This window comes from Streptomyces sp. URMC 126 (assembly GCF_051386555.1).
Classification (GTDB): domain Bacteria; phylum Actinomycetota; class Actinomycetes; order Streptomycetales; family Streptomycetaceae; genus Streptomyces.
On record NZ_JBPQTX010000113.1, the window covers coordinates 1 to 20203 of the forward strand.

The following is a 20203-nucleotide window of genomic DNA, read 5'->3' on the forward strand; positions in this document are numbered from 1 at the left end:
GGGGAGCGGGGCGGGCGGGGCATGCGCCTGTGGCGCCCGGCGAGGTCACGCGCCGTGCCGGAGCCTCACCCCTCGAACTCCTCCGGTGGCACCACGGGTTCCTCGGGTATCACGTGCATCGCCGCCTCCTCGGCCGAGGCCGCGCCGCCGTTGACGCCGACGTCCCGCGCGTAGACGTCGTTCATGCGGGGCGGCATCAGGTCGGCCGTACCGGTGAGCCGCCCGGCGCGCACGTCGCCCGCCTCCTCGTCGATCGGTTCCCCGTCGCGAGGCTGGTCCCCGATCCCGTCGCCGTCGGGGACGGGCGGCTCGGGCACCTCCTCGGCCAGCCGCTGGTCGAGGCTCTCCCGATCGTGCTGCTCCCGGGCCGTGGTGCCGTGGTGGGTCACGGCCAAGGGCTTCTCCGGCGGGGACCAGCCCTCGTCGAGGACCTCGTCCAAGCCGTCGCCGTCGAGAGCGTTCTCCAGGTCGAGGTCATCGGGGTTGTCCCGGGTGTCGGAACGCACCGGCTGGTAGACCTCGTCACCCATCGCGTCGTCGGACATGCTGCGCTCCTTCCTCCCGCGCGGCCCCGCAGCGACGTCACCTCCAGTCTCCTCCGTGCGGCTGCCCGGCGCTCCTCGGGCGGACACGCGGGGGCGGCGGGCGCGGTGACCGGGCACCGGAGTGACGTCGGCGGGCGAGGGCGCGGGCGTTTTCCAGCGGGCTCAGGCACGCTCAAGCGGGTCGGTAGGGGGTCGAGGGCTTCGGCCCCGGTGTACGTACCCCCGGCCCGCTCCCGGGCCCGTACGCCTCGACGCCGGGCCCCCGGGCGGTGATCGCGGTGCCGGCCCGCCGCGCTCTGCCGGCCCCGCCGCCTGCCGGGCGGCCGGTCAGCGGCCCTTCCCGTGCCGGCCGGCGCCCCCGTCGTGGCGGCCGTGCCGGTCCCGCTGGACGGACTCCTGTGCCTCGGTGCTGGGCGTGATGCCGTCGGCCGCGTCCCTCTCGTGCCGCCGGTCCGGCCGGTCGATGATCTCGCCGAGTTCCTTGGCGGCCTCCTCGGCGGCGGTCCGGGGCTTGCCGGCGGTCCGCTCCTTCGAATGCTTCATGTGGGTTCCCTCCACTTGCTCGTGCCGTGTCCTGCGGTCACCGCTGTCGCGGGACCGGGGCGTGATCGTCGCCCGCCGTACCGGGTGCCCGGCCGGCCGCCGGACATGCGGGGTCGGCGGGCGCCCGAGCACCCCGTTCGAACGCTCATGCGGCGCCCCGGGGCGGTACTGTCACTGTTTGATCATGAACATGTCCTGGAATCGCCTCAGGCCCCCGCACCAAAATCATCAACTGTTGGCTTCCTCTTCACCGGACGCCGTGACCTGCGGTTTCCGGTAGAACCATCGTTGAGGAGCAAGAAGTGAATTCCGTAATTCGGGGAAGAGCGCGGGCAAGCGTGCCGCAGCCGTGGCGGGCCTGCCGGCCGCCGCCACGCTCGGCGGCGCCGCTCTGGCGGCGCCGGCGCACGCCGACGACGTCTACGGCCACTGCCGGGGCGAGGGCGTCCGCATCCGCGCCGCCGCGAGCGCGGCCGGCTCGGTCGTCGGCCTGTGCTACAGCGACCACCGCCTGGCGCACCGTGACGTCTCCGGCGACGGCCAGTGGGACAAGGTCTACGACGTGACCACCGGCGTGTCCGGCTGGATCTCGCACGGCTACTGGAGCTGGTAGACCACGGCCGGGGGTCGCGGGGCGCGGGCCCCGCGACCCCTGTGCCCGGGGAGGGGCCGGCGGGGGCGACCCGCCGGCCCCGTCGGTCAGGCCGCGCCGTCGTCGCCCTCGGGCCAGGCGCTCGTGTCCCGGGGCGGCACATAGGGCTCCTCGTCCTCGGGGTGACCGCCGAGGATGGCCCGCTCGCGGCTCAGCTCGGCGTCGAACTCCAGGCCGAGCAGGATCGCGAGGTTGGTGAACCACAGCCACATCAGGAAGACGATCAGGCCGGCGAACGTCCCGTAGACCTTGTTGTAGGTGCCGAAGTTCGCGACGTACAGCGCGAAGCCCGCCGAGACCGCCATCCAGAGCACCAGGGCCACCAGACTGCCCGGCGTCACCCACCGGAAGCCGCGCCCGCGCACGTTCGGCGCCGCCCAGTACAGCATGGCGATCATGATCGTCACCAGCAGGACGAGCACCGGCCACTTGGCCACCGACCACACCTTGAGCGCCTCGTCCCCGATGCCCAGGGCGGTGCCCGCCTGCCGGGCGATGCCGCCGGTGAACACCACGATCAGCGCACTCGCCGTCGCCAGCAGCATCAGGACCAGGGTCACCGCCAGGCGCAGCGGTGTCAGCTTCCACACCGGCCGCCCCTCTTTGATGTCGTAGACCGCGTTGGACGCCCGGATGAACGCCGCCGCGTACCCCGACGCGGACCACAGCGCGCCCAGCAGACCCGCCACCGCCAGTACGGAACCGGTGCCCCCGCTCGCGCTCGCCTGGCGCACCGCGCCGGTGAGGATGTCCTGCACCGGGCCGGGCGTCAGGTGGTCGAGGTTCTCCAGCAGCTTCTCCGCGGCGGACTTCCCGATGACGCCCAGCAGGGAGACCAGCACCAGCAGCGCCGGGAAGAGGGAGAGCATCGTGTAGTAGGTCAACGCCGCCGCCCGGTCCGCGAGTTCGTCGTCCACGAACTCCTTCGCCGTGCGCCGCAGCACCGACCGCCAGGAGCGGGCGCGCAACTGCGTCGGCTCGTCCGGTGCCCTTCGCTCCACTCCGGGTCCCGGCCCGGCCTCGTCTTCTTCCGTGCTCTTCCGTGTCGCCGTCACGTCCCAACGGATAACCGGCCGGGGGCCGTTCAACCGCACCGGCGGCGACGTGGGCGGGCCGCGAGGGCCGGGCCGGCCGGGAGGACGGACGAGGCGTGCGGACCGGAGCCGGGACGGGGTAACCGCCCCCGCATGGAGAAGTTCCTCGTCGGCACCTGTTCCTGGACGGATCCCGCCCTGCGGGGCAGCGGCTGGTACCCGCCGGCCGCGCGCGACGACCCCGAGGGGCGGCTGCGGCACTACGCCGCCCGGTTCCCCGTCGTGGAGGTCGACTCCACGTACTACGGCATGCCCAGCACCCGGAACTGCCGGCTCTGGGCGGAACGCACCCCGCCCGGCTTCGTCTTCGACGTCAAGGCGTTCGCCACGCTGACCGGACATTCCGCCCGGGCCGGCGCGCTGCCGCCCGACCTCCGGCCGCCGGGGCCGCCGCAGCGCCGGCTGACCCCCTCCCGGCTGCCGCGCGGCGTGGTGGACGAGCTGTGGCAGCGCTTCACCGGGGCGCTGCGGCCGCTGTGGGAGGCGGGGCGGCTGGGGGCGGTGCTGCTCCAGTTCCCGCCGTGGGTGCGGGCGGGGGAGCGGGGCCACGCGTTCCTGGCCGAGTGCCGGCGGCGCGCGGGCCGGCTCCCGTTGGCGGTCGAGTTCCGGCATCCCGGCTGGTACGGGCCGGAGGAGCGGGAACGCACGCTGGAGGTGCTGCGGGCGCACGACATGTCGCTGGTGGCCGTGGACACCGCCCAGGACGTGCCGGACGCCGTGCCGCCGGTGGCCGCCGTGACCCGGCCCGAGCTGGCGGTGGTGCGCTTCCACGGGCGATCGGCCGCGTGGGGCACCGGCGGGAAGGAGGACGCCTACCGCCACTCCTACACGGCGGAGGAGCTGGCGCCCTGGCGGGACCGGATCCGGCGGCTGGCGGGGGAGGCCGAGCAGGTGCATGTGCTGTTCAACAACTGCTGCGGCGACGCGGCGGTGCGGTCGGCCGCGGTCATGCGCGAACTGCTGGAGGGGTGACGCCGCCGGAGCGCTGGGAGAGCGCACGGAGAAGCGCCCGGACCGCGGAGTCCGGGCGCTTCTCCCTCATCCCGTCGGCTCGCCGTGGGCCGATCTGCGGAGCGGCCCCCAGGGGCCGCGCTGGCGGACGACCTCGCGTTCCGCCTCGTCGATCACCCCGCCGTCGATCCAGGCGAGCGGGCGCACCTCCCGTACCAGCGGTTCGTTGTCGGGGCCCCGGCCGATCTCCCGGCCCTCCAGCACCCAGGGCCGTACTCCGGGGCCCTTGTCGCGGCGCAGGTGGCAGTAGTCGTACAGGCGCCGGGCCACCCAGAGCCGCAGCGGACGGTCGTTCCACCACGGCTCGACGTCGAGGGCGTTGACGGAGAGGCCCGGCAGGCTGGTACCGGTGAGGTCGTCGGTGCTGGAGGCGGCGCCCAGGTCCGTCGCGGGCCCCCGCGACCACCGCACGAACAGGTTCTTCCCACGCTCGACCACGGCGACCAGGTCGTCGAGGGACGTCAGGACGGGCAGGGTGTCGGGGGCGGTCATATCGACGGCGGTTCCTCCGCGCTTCACGGGACATTTCGCGGGACTTCGGGGACGTCAGGGGATTCGGCGCCGGGGCCGGCGGGTGCGGCCACCGGAAGGGATTCCGGAGGTCCGTCCCGAATATCGGCAAGCCGCGAGCGGGTGTGGCCGGCTTCGGCTCCGGCCCCGGCGCCTGAGAGCCGGGGGCCGCTCGTACGGCGATGTGCGTTTCGGGGGGCGTTCGGCGCCCGAATTCCGGCCGCCGAGCGCATTCGCGTCTCACCGTCGCTTCCAGCGAACTCCCGGCCGTGGGTTTCCGCAATTCGACCGGCCTTTCGACCGGCCGTCGGTCCGCGTGCCGCCGTCCGGAATTTCCGTCGGCGCGCCGCGGGATCCGCCTGGCGGCGGGACTGCCCGGGCGGTCCGAGCGGGACGGGCGAGGGGGCCGTACCGGACGGAACGGCCCCCTCGGCGCAGGTGTCCGTACCCGCTCAGCCGGCGGCCGGGCCCGCCGCGTCCGTACCCGACAGCTCCTTGAGGAACCGGTGGCACTCGGCGGCGCGGCGCGAATCCTCGGCCATGACCGAGCGGAAGAACTCCGCGATCTCCTTCTTGCCGGCGTTCTCGGCGTCCCGTACGTACTGTCCGTAGTCGTGACCCGCCTTGAGCGAGTGGTACTGCACCGAGACGAGGTCGAAGACGACGTCGCTGAAACCGGTTTCACCCGTGGCCATGGTGTGTCCTCCCTGCTTGTTCGCCCTGTTGCTTTCACGGCTGCTGTACGGCTGCTTTCGCCGCCTGCCCGCCGTCCGCCGGTCTCGTGGCCGGGCCGCGGTACCGGCGAATCCGCGGCGTGCTTTCCGAGCCCTCCGGTTACCCCTTCGCCGGACGTTCACACGGTCTCCGGCCGACGGGCCCGGCCCGCCGTCGCTCACTCACCGGCGGCCAGCAGGGAATCGTCCCGTACCCGGGCGCCCGGCAGCCGGTAGCGCGCCGCGATCAGCGCCGCGTCCACGTCGTTGGTACCCGTGGCCAGGCAGAGGAGGTAGGCGACGTCGTCCATCCGCTGCCGGGCCTGCGGGTCGCCGGACTCCGCGTGCAGCAGGTCAAGCGCCGTGTACTGCTCCACGAGATTCGCCAGCACAGCGGGGTGAGCCATCAACAAGGCCACCACTCCTTTCACCGATTTCCCTGTGGGGGGCGCCGGGCGGTGCCCGGAGGGGCACGTCGTCCGCGGCGAACGGGCTGCTACCCGGGAACGCGGGTCTCATGCGACGGGAGGGATGGGCGTTGACGAACAGCGAACCAACCGACAAGTAACTGAGCGTGATGCATAGGCCCTCGCTGCCCGGGTCGCAGCAAGGCGACGGGGACGTCACAGCCTTCAAAAACCGACGTTTAATGAAGATCACCAGGCGGACGCCCGGAAGGCCTCCAGGTCCTTCAAAAACTCCTTCAACAACCCGGGTGGTTCAAGAACCTCAGGGGACCGTTTTCTGACACAATCCCGGGCGCGCCCGCTCCTCTTGAGCCCGACGGTTTCGAACTGCTGGCCGCCGAGCCCGCCGTCCGTACCGAGATCCGCATCGGATACGCGCGGGTGTCCGCCGGTGGACAGAAGCTCGACCGGCAGATCGACGCCCTCAAGGCGACCGGCTCGTCTTCCACGTCTTCGCCGCCCTGGCGGAGTTCATCCGCGACTCATCGTCTCCGGCACCCGCGCGGGCCTGGCCGCCGTCCGCGCCCGCGGTAAGGTCGGCGGCCGGCCCGCCGTCGTCGACGAGAAGATCCTGAACATGGCCCGGGACCTGCTGCCCAACTCCGAGCACTCCATCACCGCGATCGCCAAGATGCTCGGCGTCTCCCCGGGCACGCTCTACAACCACATCCCGGACCTGCGGGAACTGCGGGCCAGCCGCATCTCTGCCCAGCTCGAAGACAGCAACCGGTGATCCCCGGCTACCACCGCACCAAGGGCGGCGCCCCGCACCTCGGCGCGAAGCCGGGTGAGGAAGGTCCCTTCGGACCGTACGGCGATGATGACCCCTCCCGCATGGTGAGCGAACCGTCAGACGAGGACACCGACACGAGCGGCGAGAGCGCGTAGCTCGGTGGTCGTTCTCCCGGAGACCAGCAGTCCGGAGACCAGCGACTTCACCGCCGGGCGAGTGTGAGTTTCCTCAGGGGCATGGTGTTCGGCGGCCAGGAGTGCGCGGATACAGTCGTCCCGGCGGCCCGAGCGGGCGAAGGCGGTGGCGACGTCGGTGTAGTAGCGGGCCCGCCTCTCCGTGCTCGGCAGGCTTCCGGGTGCCACCGCCTTGGCCGCGGCGAGCGCGGCGGAGGGGTCGCCGGCGGAGTTCTCGGCGGAGACCAGGTGCAGCTGGACGGTCATGGGGCTGAACCCTCCGCCGTGGTCCCGCAGCACGGCGGCCGGGCCGATCTTCTTGGCGATGGCGGCGGCCTCGCCGGTCAGCTCCCGCATCCCGCCCGCGTCGCCGACGCGGGCGGCGGTGTAGGCGGCGGATTGGATCAGCAGGCCCCGCTGGGCCGCCAGCGCCGGCTGTCCCCCGCGGAGGGCGGGGTGGTCGGCGGCCGCCAGGGCGATGCTCAGTGCCTGCTCGTGCCAGTCGGCCTTGCGAGCGAGGACCGCGAGTTGCCGCGCGGCCTCGGCGATCAGCAGGGGCTCGCCGGTGGCTTCGGCGGCCTGGCGGGCGCGGTCGGCGGCCATCCAGCCGAGCTGCTGCTCGTCCAGCTTGATCAGCATGCGCGTGGCCAGCAGGTAGCTGTGGGCCAGTAGCTCTTGTTCCTCGGCGCCCTCACCGCCGGCCCGGGCGTGGGCCGCACAGATCAGCCGGGGCAACCGAACGGACAGGCTCCCGTATGCGCAGGCGTGGAAGTCGGTGAAGGCACGGGCCAGGTCGGCGCGCAGGACCGCCATCGGCGGCACGGCGGTGGCGGTGTGCAGGCCGAGCATGGCGTCCCGCACGCGCGCTACCAAGGTCTCGCCAACGGCGGCGTCCTCGTCGGGTGTCTTGCCGGCGGGCAGGATGGGGGCGCCGACGGCCACGGCGGCCGTGACCGCGAGGTTGGCGAGCAACTTCCTGCGCCGCACCGGATCCTCCCCGTCTCCTCGGCGAGCCGTACCCGCCACCCTAGGACGTGGCAGCCGCGGGTAGCCCGCAGTTGGCCCGATCGAGCACCCATGGCGGACCTCGGGCGGGGCGGTCAGCCCCAGGTCCTGCGGCGGGATACCGAGCGCGTCGGCGAAGCGCCGCAACACGGTGACGTCGGTCAGTGGCGAGACGCCGCGCTCGTACCGTGAGACCTGGGCCGCGGAGTAGCCGGCCAGCTCGCCGAGCTGGGCCAGGGTCAGCCCCTGCTTCTTGCGCGCCTGCCGGACCAGCTCCCCGGGGCTACCAGCCATCGGATCCCGCTGTGCTCTGACCGCGTCCATACCCGTCCCCGCTCGCCGGGAGTGCGCCGCCGCACACCGTACTCGCACACGCCGGGCCCGGGCAGGGGCTTTGCACGGGATGCAAACGGCTTTGCGGTCCACGGCAACGCCCCTGCCACCGGCCTCGCGTTCGCGGTGTCCTCGAAGGGCAGGCGGCCCGGACGGCGGGCCGCCGCCGCGCATTCGAAAGGGGATGTGAGCGATGAACGCACCCAAGAGGGTCGCGATGGTGGGGCTCGGCGGTCAGGCCATCAGCGACCACCTGCCCGGCCTCGCCCAGTGCCACCTCGCCGAGCTCGCCGGGGTCTGCGACGTTGACGCCGACCGGGTCGCCGCCGCGGCCGACGCGCACCAGGTGCCCGGCTTCACCACCGTCGATCGCTTGCTGACCGAGGTCCGGCCGGACTTCGTCGTCGCCGCGGTACCGCACCACGCCGGCCGGCAGGTCGTTGCCGCGTGCGCCGAGGCCGGGGTGCACGTACTCAAGGAGAAGCCGTGCGCCACCGACCCGCACGAGGCGGCCGAGCTGGCCGCGCTGTGCGACAAGGCGGGAATTGAGCTGATGGTCACCGTCCAGCGCCGCTTCCACCCCGTCTACGCCGCCGCCCTCCAGCTGCTGGAGCGGATCGGCGCCCCCTACCTGGTCGAGGGCCGCTACACGTTCCACTGCCCTGACCCGGGCGCCGGCTGGCGCGGCCGCGCGAAACTCGCCGGCGGCGGGTGCCTGGCGGACATGGGCTACCACCTCATCGACCTGCTGATCTGGTACCTCGGCTTGCCCGACCGCGTCCTCGCGGACACCTCGACCGCCGCGGCGCCGGGCGCCGAGTACGACGCGGAGGACACCGCCCTGGTCCACCTCACCTACGACCGCGGTTTGTACGGCTCGCTGCTGGTCTCCCGCTCCGCCGGCCCGAAGACCGAGCGCCTGGCCATCACCGGTCCGCACGGCACGCTCGTCGTCGAGCGCGGCACCGTGCGCCTCCTCGACCCCGGCGGGCAGGTGATCGAGTCGCTGCTGCGCGAGCCGGCCTGGCCCTGCCCGCCCGCCGTGCAGATCGACCGCTTCTGCCGCGTCCTGGACGGCACCGCCCCCAACCCGTCCGGAACGGCCGCGCACCTGCCGCACACCGCGTTCCTGGCCGCCGCCTACGCCTCCGCAACCACCCACCGCCCCGCCGACCCAAAGGAGTTCCTGGCATGAACGACTCCCCGCTCGCCCTGCTCGGCGGCGAACCGGCCGTCACGGCCCCCGCCCCGCACTTCGTGTGGCCGCCGATCGAGGACACCGACCGACGCGCGGTCGCCGCCCAGCTGGAGACGGCCGTCTCGATCCCCGACCGCTCCGGCATCGTCGCCGACCTGGAGGACGCACTCGCCTCCTACCTCGGGGTCCGGCACGCCGTTACCACCTGCACGGGAACGGCCGCGCTGCACTCGATGTACGCGGCCGCCGGGATCGGCCCCGGCGACGAGGTCATCGTCCCGGCCCTGACCTTTCATGCCACCGCCACCCCGCTCTTCCACCTCGGCGCCCACCCCGTCCTCGCCGACGTCGACGGCCACGGCCGGCTCGACCTGGAGGACGCCGCGCGCCGACTGACCGCCCGGACGAAGGCCGTCGCCGCGGTGCACCTGTGGGGACTGCCCGAGGACATGGACGCGCTGGTGTCCTTCGCCGACGAGCACGAGCTGATGCTGCTGGAGGACGGCTCGCACGCCCACGGAGCCACCTGGAACCGCCAGATGACCGGCACCTTCGGCACCGCGTCCGCGTTCAGCCTCAACGGTCCCAAGCCGCTCTCGGCCGGCGAGGGCGGGTTCGTCGCCACCGACGACACCGAGCTGTACTACCGCGTGCTGCTGCACGGCCAGTACAACAAGCGGTGCCGCCGCGAAATCCCCCACGGCCACCCGCTCGCCCGCTTCGCGGTGACCGGCATGGGCCTCAAACTGCGCATCCACCCCCTCGCTGCCGCGCTCGCCCGCGCCCAGCTCCCCCGCCTCGACGCTCGTCTGGCCGGGCGTCAGGAGAGCGCGGCCCGGATGTGCGCCGCCCTGGACGGCGTACCGGGCATCCGGGTGCCGCGCATGCCGGTCTCCGCCCGGCCCTCCTGGTACGCCCTGCCGCTGCGCTACGAGCCGGCCGACCTCGGAGGGCTGCCCTTGGAGAGGTTTCTCGACGCCGTACGTGCCGAAGGCGCCGCCGAGGCCGACCGGCCGGGCTCGACCTGCCCCCTGGGCACTCATCCGCTGTTCCAGGCCCCCGGAGCCCTGCTGCCTGGATACGCTGGCCACCAGGACCGCGCCGTCGGCGACTTCCCGGCGGCCGGGCACGTGCACGCCACCACCTTCAAGCTGCCGGTATGGCACCGCGAGGAGGACGTCCACCTCGCCGACGCCTACACCGCGGCCATCGCCAAAGTCGCCTCCCACGCGAAGGACCTTCTGTGAGTTCCCTCGACACCGCTCTGCTCGACGATCTCGCTCGCGCCGCCGAACGCGACGGCATCGCCAAGGCCGTCGTCGGCGCCGTCATCGCCGACGAGGGCGGCAAGGTCCTGCTGCTGCACCGCCCGGCCGACGACTACCTGGGCGGGCTGTGGGAGCTGCCCTCCGGCGGCGTCGACGACGGTGAAACCCTCGTCGAGGCCCTGCGGCGGGAGGTCGCCGAGGAGACCGGGCTGACGGTCACGGCCATCGGTGGCTACCTCGGCCACTTCGACTACCGCTCCGGCAGCGGCCGCGCCACCCGCCAGTTCAACTTCACCGCAACCGTCACGGGCGAGACGGTCACGCTCACCGAGCACGACGCGCACCTGTGGGCCGACCGCACTCAGCAGAACCAGGTCTCCAGCGCCGTCCAGGCCGTTCTCGACACCTGGCGCGACCAGGCAGTCTGACCGGCTCCCAAGCCCGACCGGGCCCCGGCCGCCTCTCCCGGGGGAGGCGACCGGGGCCCGCGGCCGTACGGGGCCGGCGCCATGCCCGGGGCGTACGCTGAAGCCATGGGCGGTCGAGTGCGCCGGTGCCGGTAGTGCCGGGGACCGATCCGGGCGGCTGCCCGCCCGGACGCCCTCTCTGCCTGAGCGGCCCGGGCACGACGCGACCGGCGCCGGTGGGGCGCGGGAGCTGCGATCGGGCTGCACATGATCCTCAACGGCCCGGACTCGATCGCCGTGCGCTGCTCCGTATGCGGCCGCCGCTTCCTGCCAGGCCGCGGACAACGCCGCGACGCCATCTTCGGCCGGCCGGCCTGCCGCGTCGCGGCACACCGCGCCCGCGGGGCCGGGAAGCCCCTACGCGAAGGCGTTACACCCAACTCTCCGGTACAACCGCTCTCGGCCCGCTGACCAGCACGAACGCGCCCGGATAGCCCTGCACGGCCCGTCCGGGCCCTCGAAGAAGGCCACGGTCGTCTCTACTACCGACGACCGTTACCGAAAAGTCGAGCACTTCGTTGCCGGAGCGGAGGCGCAGGAGGAGGACCTCGCCGAGGCCGAGAACATCGCGCCTGCGCCCTCGGCGACCTTTCCCGCCCGCACCAGGGCGTTGGTCGCCTCCCGGGCCCGGCCCATCGCGGCCGGGTCGACCGGCGGCATCGCATCCGGGCCGCGCGGCGGCACCATAGGCATCATGCCGTCCGCCGGGGCGCCTTCCAGGCCACGGCCGGCGGCCTGGTTGTTCTCGTAGAAGTTCACCATCGGGGCCAGGAACGGCATCTCGTGCCGCAGCCGCTCGGCCACCGACGGCGTCAGCCGCTCATCGTTCGCCTGAACCTGACCGCTCTTGCCCACCGCGACCGACAACACCTTCCCATCCGGGGTGAAGTGGTACTTCGTCTCCGCGCCGTCCTCCATCAGCCCGGCCCCGCTCGCCCGGTTCCACGCGTGCCAGATGCGTTCGATCTCCGCCTCCGGGAACGGCGGCATCCCCGCACTGTCGCCGGCCACACGCTTCCGCTTGTCCCTCCGGGCCTGCTTCGCGCGCTTCGCTTCCGTCCCACAGAAGGTTCCTCGTCGCCGATCAGCCCCATTCGACCAACGACTCCCGCCACACCGAGGGTGCGAGCCCCACCACCCACACAGCCCAGACCCAGGCAAATCACCCGCGACAAAGGCCCCCTTCGAACCGAAGGCTACCGGCCGGTTACTTGTCACTTGGTCGGCTGCTCGTTCACGGCACCCGACGGGAGTGGTGCCCGGGGCCTCGCGGCGGCGACAGCGGCGGCGGCCGGGAAAAAAGAAGGGGCCGGACGAGCCTTCGCCCGTCCGGCCCCTCAGCGGGTGCGGGACGTCACCCCCTCAGCGAGTGCGGGACGTCACTTCGGAACCGACCACAGCTGGCCCTTGGTCCCGTTCGCCCGGTACAGCCGGATCATGGTGCCGTCGGCGGTCTTCCCGTCGGTCACGTCGAGCACCTTGCCCGAGGCGACGTGCACGATACGGCCCTTGGCGTCGGTCTTCCACTTCTGGGCGGGGCCGCCGGTGCAGTCCGACAGCTGGATCCGGTTGCCGTCCTTCCCGGCGTTGCCCGCGTTGTCCAGGCACTTGCCCAGGGCGCGGAACGTCCCGTCCTTCTGGAGGATCCAGGACTGTGCCGCCCCGCCGTTGCAGGTGAACAACTGGAGGCGGGTGCCGTTGGCCGCCTTGCCGCCTTTGACGTCCAGGCACTTCTTGCCGAGCCCGGTCACCCGGCCCTGCGGCGGGGGCGTCACACCGGCGCCCCGGGCGAGGTAGCGCAGCCCTTGCACGTCGAACTGCTGGACGTAGGTGCCCGCGCGCTTGTCCGGGTACGCGTCGCTGGGCGTGCACATCACCGGCTTCTCGCCGGAGTCGCGGCCCACCGCGCAGTCGCCCCGCTTCGCGCTGCGGTTGGCGTGCGCCATCCCCATCGTGTGCGCGAGCTCGTGGCTGATGTGGTTGCGCAGGTACGTCTCGCCCATCCACGGGATCGCCTTGCCGTCGGCGGTGAAGAACTCACTGTCGATGTAGGCGTGCCCGCTGGTGACCGTGCCGGGAAGCGAGGAGGAGTAGAAGCCGCAGCTCAGGTTGGCCGTGCCCGAGCCGTCGCGGACCACCTTCCACGGCTGGTCCGGGGTGGCGCCCGGCACGCACGGACGCTTCAGCAGGCCGATGACGACCTCGCCGCGCGGCCGGGAGTACTCCCAGCCGACCGGCTTGGTGTCGACGGTGTAGCGGATACCGGTGACGCGCTGGAGGTCCGCTGCCGACGCCTTCACATGACGGGCCAGCACGTCCGCGGACTTCTTGTCGTAGAACTTGACGGTGTAGCCGGTGGCCAGCAGTTTGGTGGCCTTGTCCAGCCGCCACCCCTCGCCGTGTGGTGCCGCGGCCACGGACCGCGACGCGGCGGGGGCCGGGCCCAGCGTCATGGTGCCGTTCTCGAAGACCGTCCCGTCGGCCCGCGAGGCACCGGAGTCCGGCGCCGACGCCAGGGACGGCGTGGTGGCCGGACGGGCGGTGCCCGGTCCCGCCGGGCGGGGGTCGTCGGCACCGGCCGTGCCCTGGAGGCCCCCCGCGAGGGTCACCGCGGCGCAGAGGGCCACGGTGGATATTCGACGCTTCCGCGTCCGTTGTTCACGTGTACGTTGCAATGCCCTGTGGGCCTTTCCCCGTTGGTTTCGTGTCGTCCGGTCGCCGCCGTTCGGACGCCCGGCTGCGACAGATGATAGGGGAGGGAGTAGTGGGGTCTCGGTTAGGTCTCAGTGGCCCTCAGGAGGCTCAACAACCGCCCGTCCGACGGCTCGTGAGGCATCGCCCGGTGCGGAAGGCGCCGGCGCCCAGACCCCGGCGGCCGTCCCTTCGCGCACATGCCGTTCGTAGACGGCGACCTTCCCCTGGATGATCTCCAGATCCGCCCCGAGGGCGGCGATCCTCGCCCGCACCGCCCGCTCGTGCTCGAGGAGCAGTTCCAGCCGTTCCGCCTCGTTCCCGGGGCCCGACCGGACGAGCGCCGCGAAGCGCCCGACGGTCGCGACCGGCATGCCGGACGCCCGGAACCGGCCGCAGAGCAGCAGCCAGTCCACGTCCGCCTGTTCGTACACCCGCCGCCCGGCGGAGTTCCGCGGGATCGGACGCAGCAGCAGGCCCTCGCGCTCGAAGAAGCGCAAGGTGTCGACGCTCATCCCGGTCACCTTCACCACCTCGCCGATCGGCAGACCGCCCGCCGCGCCGCCCGCACTCGTCTCCATGGCGCCGCAGCCTAGCTTGACCTGGACCGCACTCCAGCTCCTAGCGTCGCGATCATGAACACACCGCACCCCGTGCCGGACCGGTGGCATCTTCAGCGCCCGGCCGGCTCCGGCTTCGGAGCCACCGACACCGCCGACGACGTCCTGGCGGGCGTCGACCTGACGGGCCGCACGGCCCTGGTCACCGGCGGAGCCTCGGGCCTCGGCCTGGAGACGACGGCGGCTCTCGCCCGGGCCGGCGCCCATGTCATCGTCGCGGCCCGCCGGGCCGCCGCCGCGGAGGCCGCCGTCCGCGCGGCGCTCCCCGCCGGGCTCCACGCCTTTGTCACCGTCCACCCGCTCGACCTGGCCGACCCCGCGTCCCTCCGCGCCTTCGCCGACGGCTTCCTCGCCACCGGACGCCTCCTCGACCTCCTCATCGCCAACGCCGGCGTCATGGCCTGCCCCGAGACGCGCACCGAGGCCGGCTGGGAACTCCACTTCGCCGCCAACCACCTGGGCCACTACGCCCTCGTCAACCGCCTCCGCCCGGCGTTGAACCCGGCCGGCGCGCGGGTGGTGACGGTCGCCTCCTCCGGGCACTTTCTCTCCGGCATCCGCTGGCACGACCTCCACTTCCGTACCGGCTACGACGGGTGGCTCGCCTACGCCCAGGCCAAGACCGCCAACGCCCTCTTCGCGCTGCGCCTGGACGCCCTGGGCGCGGACGACGGAGTCCACGCCTTCTCGGTCCACCCCGGCAGCATCCTCACCCCGCTCCAGCGGTACATCCCCAGGGACGAACGGATCGCCCTCGGCTGGCAGGACGAGACGGGCACCCCGGCGCCCGGCTTCAAGACCCCGGCACAGGGCGCGGCCACGGCCGTCTGGGCGGCCACCTCGCCGCTCCTGGACGGCCGGGGCGGCGTGTACTGCCAGGACTGCGACGTCGCCGGTCCGGCCACCACCGACGACATGCTCGTCGGCGGCGTCAAGCCGTGGGCCGCCGACCCCGAGGCCGCGGCCCGGCTCTGGGCGCTCTCGGCCCGGCTCACCGGCCTGGACGCCTTCGCCTGAGCGCGCTCCCGCCGGCCCGTCGACCGGCCGGGCCCCCGCCGCCTACGCTGCGCCCATGATTCCGACATCCGCCCAGCACACGGCACTTGACGGCCGTACCGCCCTCGTGACCGGCGCGGCGAGCGGCATCGGCGCGGCCTGCGCCCTCCGCCTCGCCGCGGCCGGGGCGCGCGTCCGCGCCCTGGACCGCGACGTGCCGGGGCTGACGGCCCTCGCGCAGCGGGCGGCCGGCCTCCCCGGCCCGGTGGAGACGGTCGTCCTGGACCTCACCGACCTCGACGCCGCCGAACGCTCCGCGGCCGGCGCCGACATCCTCGTCAACAACGCCGGGATCCAGACCGTGCGCCCGCTCCAGGACTTCCCTCCCGACGCGTTCCACACCGTCCTCACCGTCATGCTGGAGGCGCCGTTCCGGCTGATCAGGGGCGCCCTGCCGGGGATGTACGAGCGGGGCTGGGGGCGCGTCGTCAACATATCCTCCGTCCACGGCCTGCGGGCCTCCGCCTACAAGTCGGCCTATGTGGCGGCCAAGCACGGCCTGGAAGGGCTGTCCAAGGTCACGGCACTCGAAGGGGCGCCGCACGGGGTGACGTCCAACTGCGTCAGCCCCGGCTACGTCCGCACGCCCCTCGTCGAACGGCAGCTCGCCGACCAGGCCGCCGCCCACGCCGTCCCCGAGGAGCGCGTCCTGAACGACGTCCTGCTCGCCGGGACGCCGCTCAAGCGGCTGGTGGAACCGGAGGAGGTCGCCGAGGCCGTCGCCTATCTCTGCGGCCCGTACACCTCCGCCGTCACCGGCACCACCCTGGTGCTGGACGGCGGCTGGACCGCCCGCTGACGCAAGCGGCCCCCGCCCGGAACGTGATCATCGCGACATCGCGCCCGGCGGCCCCGGCGGGTGAGGATACGGTGGCGGGCCGGAGCACCCCGGCCCGCAGCACACGGCCGTACACCCGCCCCCGGGGCGGACAGCGGAACAGGAGAGAGAACCGTGAACCGTCCCGCGCCCTCCGCCGAGGCCCTCCCGCCGTTCCTCGCCGGCCTCGACGCCGCCGCGGCCGGCCGGTGGGAGGAGTGGCCCGCGCAGGGCCCCGCCCTGCCGGGCTGGCTCGCGCAGTTCGCCGGCGCGCTGTGGGACGGCCAGGGCGCCGACGCGGCGGGGGAGTGGGCCCGGCGCGTCCATGCCGCCTGCGCCCGCCTCGACGGCCGGGTGCCCCTCGCCGTCGTCCACGACTGGCACGCCCGTACCGTCGTCCCGCTGCTGGCGGAGGACGGGCGGGAGGCCGCCGGCACCGGGCCGTACGAGGCCGTACGGGCGCTCCACCCGCGGGCCGCGGCGGGCGAGCCCGTCGCGGAGGACGCCTGGGCCGCCGCTCTGGAACCCGCCCTGCGGGACACCCACCGGCGCGCCTACCCGTACGCCGACGCCTTCGCCACCGCCGAGGCCAACGCCCTCGCCTGGGCGCGGACCAACGACTACGGGGAGACCGAGGCGGCGGAGTTCGCGGACGGCTACGCCAAGCTCAACACCGGGGCCAACGTGACCTCCTACGCCGACGCCAACGCCCTCGTCCACGCCCGGGCCCTGGCCGCCGCCTACGCCGCCGGGGACCCCGTCGCCTACGCGGCCACCTATCCGTTCGCCGCCGTGAACGCCTACGCCCTCGCGCTCGCCGGGCAGGAGACGGCGGACGGCCGCGACGAGCGGCAGCGGGCGGCCTACGAGCGGCTCGCGGCGGGGCTGGCCGACAGCCTGGAGCGGGCCGCCGGGGAGTGAGACGGCCGGAGGAGCCCGGGAAACGGACGGCGGTTCGATCACGGAACCACCGTTCCTCTTCCTTCGAGCACCGTCGAAACGCCTGGTGACACGGCTCCCGCCAGGCCACTCTGGCGTCGTCAGCAGCGGTGGCGGGACCGGCCCCGCCACCACCCTCCGGCGAAGGAGACGACGCATGAAACTCCGTGGGACACTCGGCACCGTGACGGCCCGGCTCGGCCTCACGGCCGTCGCCCTGACCGGGGCCCTCGCCTGCGCGACGGTCGCCCCCGCGACGGCCGCCCCCGAGCAGGTCCAGGGCTGCGGCTGGAACGCGAGCAGGGGCGGCGAGCGCGCCTACTACGAGCACTGCGCCACGAACACCAACGTGTGGATCCAGGTCAAGCGGTTCCCCCGGTCCAACTACCACCGCTGCGTGGGACCGGGCCGCACCAACCTCGACATCGACGCCACCGGCGCCTGGTACGACAGCGGCTACCGCGGGGGGCTCTGCTCCCACCCGGGGGACACCGGTCCCTGATCCGCGCGGCCGAGCGGCGGTCCGCCCTCCCCGTTTCCGGGGTGGACGGACCGCCGACGGACGGATCTATTCTGAGCGACCGTCAGGCGAGCGGCTTGGTGCCGTCGATGGCGACCCGGCGGCCGTAGCGGCTGTGCGGGAAGTAGTCCCAGATCGCGTGGTGCTGGACGCAGCGGTTGTCCCAGAACACCAGCGTCTTCGGCTGCCAGCGAACCCGGCAGTGCAGCAGCGGCGTGCCCGCGATGTGCTGGTACAGAAACTCCCGCAGGGCCGCGCTCTCGGCAGGCGAGAGCTGCGGGATGCGCTTGGTGTAGGGGCGGTTGACGAAGAGGAGCTTGCGGCCGGTCTCCGGGTGGCGGACGACGACCGGGTGCTCGTTCACCGGCACCTCGTACTCGGCCGGCGGGCCCTGCTCGCCCCACGGCTGGGCGCCGTCGTGGACGGCGGTGAGGCCGTCGAGGAACGTCTTCATGGCCGGCGAGAGCATTTCGTAGGCGAGGTGCATGTTGGCGAACATGGTGTCGCCGCCGCTGCCGGCCTCCGGTATGCGGGTGATGTGCAGCATCGAGCCGAGCGACGGCTCGGCGTCGGCGGTGCCGTCGGCGTGCCAGCCGTTGCCCGCCACGTTCTTCGACTCGGCCGAGGCGCTGATCTCCAGCACGTACGGGTCGCTGTCGGGGGCCGCCAGCGCCACCGGGTGCAGCGGGCCGAAGTGCGCCGCGAACCGCTTGTGGTCCTCGGGTGTGATCTCCTGGTCACGGAAGACCAGGACGTGGTGGGCGAGGAACGCGTCCTTGATCTCGGACAGCTGACGCTCCGTCAGCTCCTGGGAGAGGTCGACGCCGGAGACCTCCGCGCCGAGTACCGGCGTCAGCGGGTCGAGGGTGATGGTCTCGTAGGCGGGCTTCGGGCGGGTGGTGAGCGCCTTCACGGCGTCGAGTGCGTAGTCTTCCATGGCCTTTCCTGTACTGCGTCGCGGTAGGGGGGGCGGAGGCCGCGGGGGCTTCAGAGCCCGCGGTCGAGGAGCTCGTTGAGGATGATGCGGCCGAAGGCGAGGTTGCCGTGGATGATGTCGTCCTTCTCGCACAGCTCGGGCCGCTGGAGGCCCGACGCGTCGGTGGTGCGGGCGCGCAGGTCCACGACCTCCACGCCCAGTCCGGCGACGGCCCGCCGGACGCTCTCCTGCGCCGCCATGAACACCTCGCGGTCCGACATGCCGGGCACCCGCTGCGGCGGCATCACCGCCAGGACCCGCAGGCCCAGCCGGCGGGCGTGGGCGTAGAACGCCAGCGCGTCGCGGACGGCGGCCCGGACGAGCGCGTCGAACAGCGGGCCGCCGAGGAAGCCCGGCGGGAAGCCGCCGCCGCGCGTGCGGTAGATCCGCCAGTTCTCCGTCGTCGCGACGAAGTGGGCGCTGAAGCCGAACGTGCACACCAGCGGCACGGTCACCCGGTCCAGGCCCGGCACGCCGAGCTCGTCGAGGAACGACCGGTAGCGGGCCTCCGTCTCGGCGTCGCGGAAGACGACGTCGTCCCCGCGCCGGTCGTAGAAGCCGGCGGTGAAGTCCCGGCCCGAGCCGATGGGCCCGCCCGCGAACGGGACGCCGGCGGCCTGGGCCGCCCGGCCGACGGGACCGGCGTGGGAGTCGCCCAGCAGCAGGAACCTAGCGGGGGTTGTAGTAGTCGAGTACGGCGTCGTCACACCAGAAGTCCTCTCCGGCGGTGGGCTGAGCGGTGGGCCGATCGGTCGGCTCGGCGGTGGGCTGGGCGGCGGGGCGGCCGGTCTCGGGCGGGCCCGCCGCAGCCCCGGCGGTGTCCTGGCGGCCGTCGAGCGCGCCGAAGAACCGGTCCATCACGAAGGCGACGCCCTCCGGCGTCACCGTCCGCAGGTTCGGCTCGAAGAACGCGCCGCGGAACGGGACGCCCGTGACGATCTCGTACGACGGGAAGTAGTCGACGTGCTCGTCTTCGGCGGCGAGCCGGCCGGCGACGGCCCGCAGCACCGACTTCGAGTACGTGGTGGCGGTGAGCGCGTGCCCGCCGGTCGCGGTCGCGGTGAGCGGCACCGGCGAGACGGTGAGCAGCACCTTCAGGCCGGGATTGACGGACCGCGCCAGCTCCAGGGCGGCGGTCAGGTCCCGGAGCACCTCGTCGTAGGCGAAATTGTGGAAGACGTGCCGCCCGGCGTCGAAGGTGCCGCGCACGGTACCCGGGCAGACCGGGTGGACGGTGCCGCCGTCGCGGTCGCGCCACGCCTCGGTCAGCCCCAGCGTGAAGACGAGGCAGTCCGCCTCGCCGAGGCCCCGGCGGATCGCGGCCAGGGTCGTGGCGCGGGCGGCGAACAACTCCTCGGCCGAGGCGTATCCGGCCGGTTCGACGGACGGGCGGCAGGGGTCGTGGAAGCGGCCGTCCTCGTGCCACACCTCCTGCGGCGGCTCCTCGGTGCCCAGCGCCCACGCGAACCACTGGCGGAGGACGGCGGCCGTGTAGATGTTGCCGGTCCGGAAGGAGAAGACGCCGAAGTGGCGGTCGCGGCGCTGCTCCGGCGTCAGGCCCGGCGGCGCGAGCTCGGTGTCGCGCCAGTTCATGCCCCGGTCGCGCAGGGCGCGGCCGATGTGCCGGGCGAAGCAGGACCCGGCCGTGAGGAGGACGTCGTCCTGGCCGATGGCGAACTTCGGGGTCCACAGGCCGTCGATGTCCGCCCACGCGGGTTCGGCGACCGCGGTCCGCCAGAAGGAGCGGGGCGGGAGTGACTGGTAGGGGTTCATGGGGTGGGATTCTCGGCCTCGGTTCGTCCGTGTCGGTGGTCGGTGGTAGTGGGGGGGGCGGTGGTGTGCCGGGGGGGGGGCGGGGGGGGGGGGGGGGGG

General features: G+C 73.4%; 23 protein-coding genes. 10 read left to right on the forward strand and 13 right to left on the reverse strand.

All coding sequences use genetic code 11. From position 1 onward, the window contains the following. Positions 1-65 precede the first annotated feature (65 nt). Together ACSNOK_RS15920 and ACSNOK_RS15925 are read right to left on the reverse strand one after the other, a co-directional pair. Positions 66-545 (reverse strand): DUF5709 domain-containing protein, encoded by a 480-nt coding sequence (locus ACSNOK_RS15920; protein ID WP_436781327.1) that lies wholly within the window; start codon positions 543-545, stop codon positions 66-68. Positions 546-872: 327 nt separating this feature from the next. Beyond that, positions 873-1088: a hypothetical protein gene (locus ACSNOK_RS15925; RefSeq protein ID WP_436781328.1), complete on the reverse strand. Its 216-nt coding sequence runs from the start codon at positions 1086-1088 to the stop codon at positions 873-875. 349 nt (positions 1089-1437) lie between these two features. Here ACSNOK_RS15925 and ACSNOK_RS15930 point away from each other — a divergent pair, with 349 nt between their 5' ends. Next, a complete protein-coding gene (locus tag ACSNOK_RS15930) occupies positions 1438-1701 on the forward strand; it encodes a hypothetical protein (protein ID WP_436781329.1) in 264 nt (87 codons plus the stop codon). Positions 1702-1787: 86 nt separating this feature from the next. Here ACSNOK_RS15930 and ACSNOK_RS15935 read toward each other — a convergent pair whose 3' ends face one another. After that, positions 1788-2795 (reverse strand): YihY/virulence factor BrkB family protein, encoded by a 1008-nt coding sequence (locus ACSNOK_RS15935; RefSeq protein ID WP_436781330.1) that lies wholly within the window; start codon positions 2793-2795, stop codon positions 1788-1790. Between the two features lie 132 nt (positions 2796-2927). Here ACSNOK_RS15935 and ACSNOK_RS15940 point away from each other — a divergent pair, with 132 nt between their 5' ends. Continuing rightward, on the forward strand, positions 2928-3806 hold the full coding sequence (locus ACSNOK_RS15940) for a DUF72 domain-containing protein (protein ID WP_436781331.1): 879 nt from the start codon (positions 2928-2930) through the stop codon (positions 3804-3806). 66 nt (positions 3807-3872) lie between these two features. Here the strand turns inward: ACSNOK_RS15940 and ACSNOK_RS15945 are convergent, their stop codons facing one another. The 3 genes from ACSNOK_RS15945 to ACSNOK_RS15955 all read right to left on the reverse strand — a co-directional run bounded on the left by ACSNOK_RS15945 (position 3873) and on the right by ACSNOK_RS15955 (position 5481). After that, complete coding sequence (locus ACSNOK_RS15945; RefSeq protein WP_436781332.1) at positions 3873-4337, reverse strand: DUF6098 family protein; 465 nt, start codon at positions 4335-4337, stop codon at positions 3873-3875. Between the two features lie 470 nt (positions 4338-4807). Continuing rightward, a complete protein-coding gene (locus ACSNOK_RS15950; RefSeq protein ID WP_436781333.1) occupies positions 4808-5050 on the reverse strand; it encodes an acyl carrier protein in 243 nt (80 codons plus the stop codon). Positions 5051-5247: 197 nt separating this feature from the next. Then, positions 5248-5481, reverse strand: a complete 234-nt coding sequence (locus tag ACSNOK_RS15955) for a DUF5133 domain-containing protein (protein WP_436781334.1) — start codon at positions 5479-5481, stop codon at positions 5248-5250. Between the two features lie 445 nt (positions 5482-5926). On the opposite strand from ACSNOK_RS15955, the gene ACSNOK_RS15960 reads away from it, so the two are divergent. Next, complete coding sequence (locus ACSNOK_RS15960) at positions 5927-6268, forward strand: hypothetical protein (protein ID WP_436781335.1); 342 nt, start codon at positions 5927-5929, stop codon at positions 6266-6268. A 116-nt stretch (positions 6269-6384) separates the two neighbouring features. Here ACSNOK_RS15960 and ACSNOK_RS15965 read toward each other — a convergent pair whose 3' ends face one another. Beyond that, entirely contained in the window at positions 6385-7740 is a 1356-nt protein-coding gene (locus ACSNOK_RS15965) for a helix-turn-helix domain-containing protein (protein ID WP_436781336.1), read from the reverse strand. Between the two features lie 232 nt (positions 7741-7972). On the opposite strand from ACSNOK_RS15965, the gene ACSNOK_RS15970 reads away from it, so the two are divergent. Genes ACSNOK_RS15970 through ACSNOK_RS15980 form a run of 3 tightly spaced genes read left to right on the forward strand, consistent with a single transcriptional unit; the run spans position 7973 to position 10673 of the window. Beyond that, a complete protein-coding gene (locus tag ACSNOK_RS15970) occupies positions 7973-8974 on the forward strand; it encodes a Gfo/Idh/MocA family protein (RefSeq protein ID WP_436781337.1) in 1002 nt (333 codons plus the stop codon). Beyond that, entirely contained in the window at positions 8971-10224 is a 1254-nt protein-coding gene (locus tag ACSNOK_RS15975) for a DegT/DnrJ/EryC1/StrS family aminotransferase (RefSeq protein WP_436781338.1), read from the forward strand. The genes ACSNOK_RS15970 and ACSNOK_RS15975 overlap by 4 nt, the downstream gene beginning before the upstream one ends. Further along, on the forward strand, positions 10221-10673 hold the full coding sequence (locus ACSNOK_RS15980; RefSeq protein WP_436781339.1) for an NUDIX hydrolase: 453 nt from the start codon (positions 10221-10223) through the stop codon (positions 10671-10673). Before ACSNOK_RS15975 ends, ACSNOK_RS15980 begins: the two co-directional genes overlap by 4 nt. A gap of 534 nt (positions 10674-11207) precedes the next feature. Here the strand turns inward: ACSNOK_RS15980 and ACSNOK_RS15985 are convergent. The 3 genes from ACSNOK_RS15985 to ACSNOK_RS15995 form a co-directional block, all read right to left on the reverse strand. After that, positions 11208-11702, reverse strand: coding sequence for a hypothetical protein (locus ACSNOK_RS15985; RefSeq protein ID WP_436781340.1), 495 nt, complete (start codon positions 11700-11702; stop codon positions 11208-11210). Positions 11703-12091: 389 nt separating this feature from the next. Continuing rightward, on the reverse strand, positions 12092-13339 hold the full coding sequence (locus ACSNOK_RS15990) for a ricin-type beta-trefoil lectin domain protein (protein WP_436781341.1): 1248 nt from the start codon (positions 13337-13339) through the stop codon (positions 12092-12094). Positions 13340-13495: 156 nt separating this feature from the next. After that, entirely contained in the window at positions 13496-13984 is a 489-nt protein-coding gene (locus ACSNOK_RS15995; protein WP_436781342.1) for a MerR family transcriptional regulator, read from the reverse strand. A 54-nt stretch (positions 13985-14038) separates the two neighbouring features. Here ACSNOK_RS15995 and ACSNOK_RS16000 point away from each other — a divergent pair, with 54 nt between their 5' ends. The 4 genes from ACSNOK_RS16000 to ACSNOK_RS16015 all read left to right on the forward strand — a co-directional run bounded on the left by ACSNOK_RS16000 (position 14039) and on the right by ACSNOK_RS16015 (position 17337). Further along, positions 14039-15040, forward strand: a complete 1002-nt coding sequence (locus ACSNOK_RS16000; RefSeq protein ID WP_436781343.1) for an oxidoreductase — start codon at positions 14039-14041, stop codon at positions 15038-15040. Positions 15041-15095: 55 nt separating this feature from the next. Continuing rightward, entirely contained in the window at positions 15096-15878 is a 783-nt protein-coding gene (locus tag ACSNOK_RS16005) for a 3-hydroxybutyrate dehydrogenase (RefSeq protein WP_436781344.1), read from the forward strand. A gap of 153 nt (positions 15879-16031) precedes the next feature. Next, entirely contained in the window at positions 16032-16817 is a 786-nt protein-coding gene (locus tag ACSNOK_RS16010; RefSeq protein WP_436781345.1) for a SpcZ, read from the forward strand. Positions 16818-16992: 175 nt separating this feature from the next. Continuing rightward, a complete protein-coding gene (locus ACSNOK_RS16015) occupies positions 16993-17337 on the forward strand; it encodes a DUF6355 family natural product biosynthesis protein (protein WP_436781346.1) in 345 nt (114 codons plus the stop codon). Between the two features lie 82 nt (positions 17338-17419). Here the strand turns inward: ACSNOK_RS16015 and ACSNOK_RS16020 are convergent, their stop codons facing one another. From ACSNOK_RS16020 to ACSNOK_RS16030, 3 genes are read right to left on the reverse strand one after another with little or no spacing between them, the layout of a single operon-like run. Then, positions 17420-18292, reverse strand: coding sequence for a TauD/TfdA dioxygenase family protein (locus ACSNOK_RS16020; protein WP_436781347.1), 873 nt, complete (start codon positions 18290-18292; stop codon positions 17420-17422). A 50-nt stretch (positions 18293-18342) separates the two neighbouring features. Then, on the reverse strand, positions 18343-19038 hold the full coding sequence (locus ACSNOK_RS16025) for a hypothetical protein (protein ID WP_436781348.1): 696 nt from the start codon (positions 19036-19038) through the stop codon (positions 18343-18345). Continuing rightward, a complete protein-coding gene (locus tag ACSNOK_RS16030; protein ID WP_436781349.1) occupies positions 19001-20104 on the reverse strand; it encodes a GSCFA domain-containing protein in 1104 nt (367 codons plus the stop codon). The genes ACSNOK_RS16025 and ACSNOK_RS16030 overlap by 38 nt, the downstream gene beginning before the upstream one ends. Between the last annotated feature and the right edge of the window lie 99 nt (positions 20105-20203).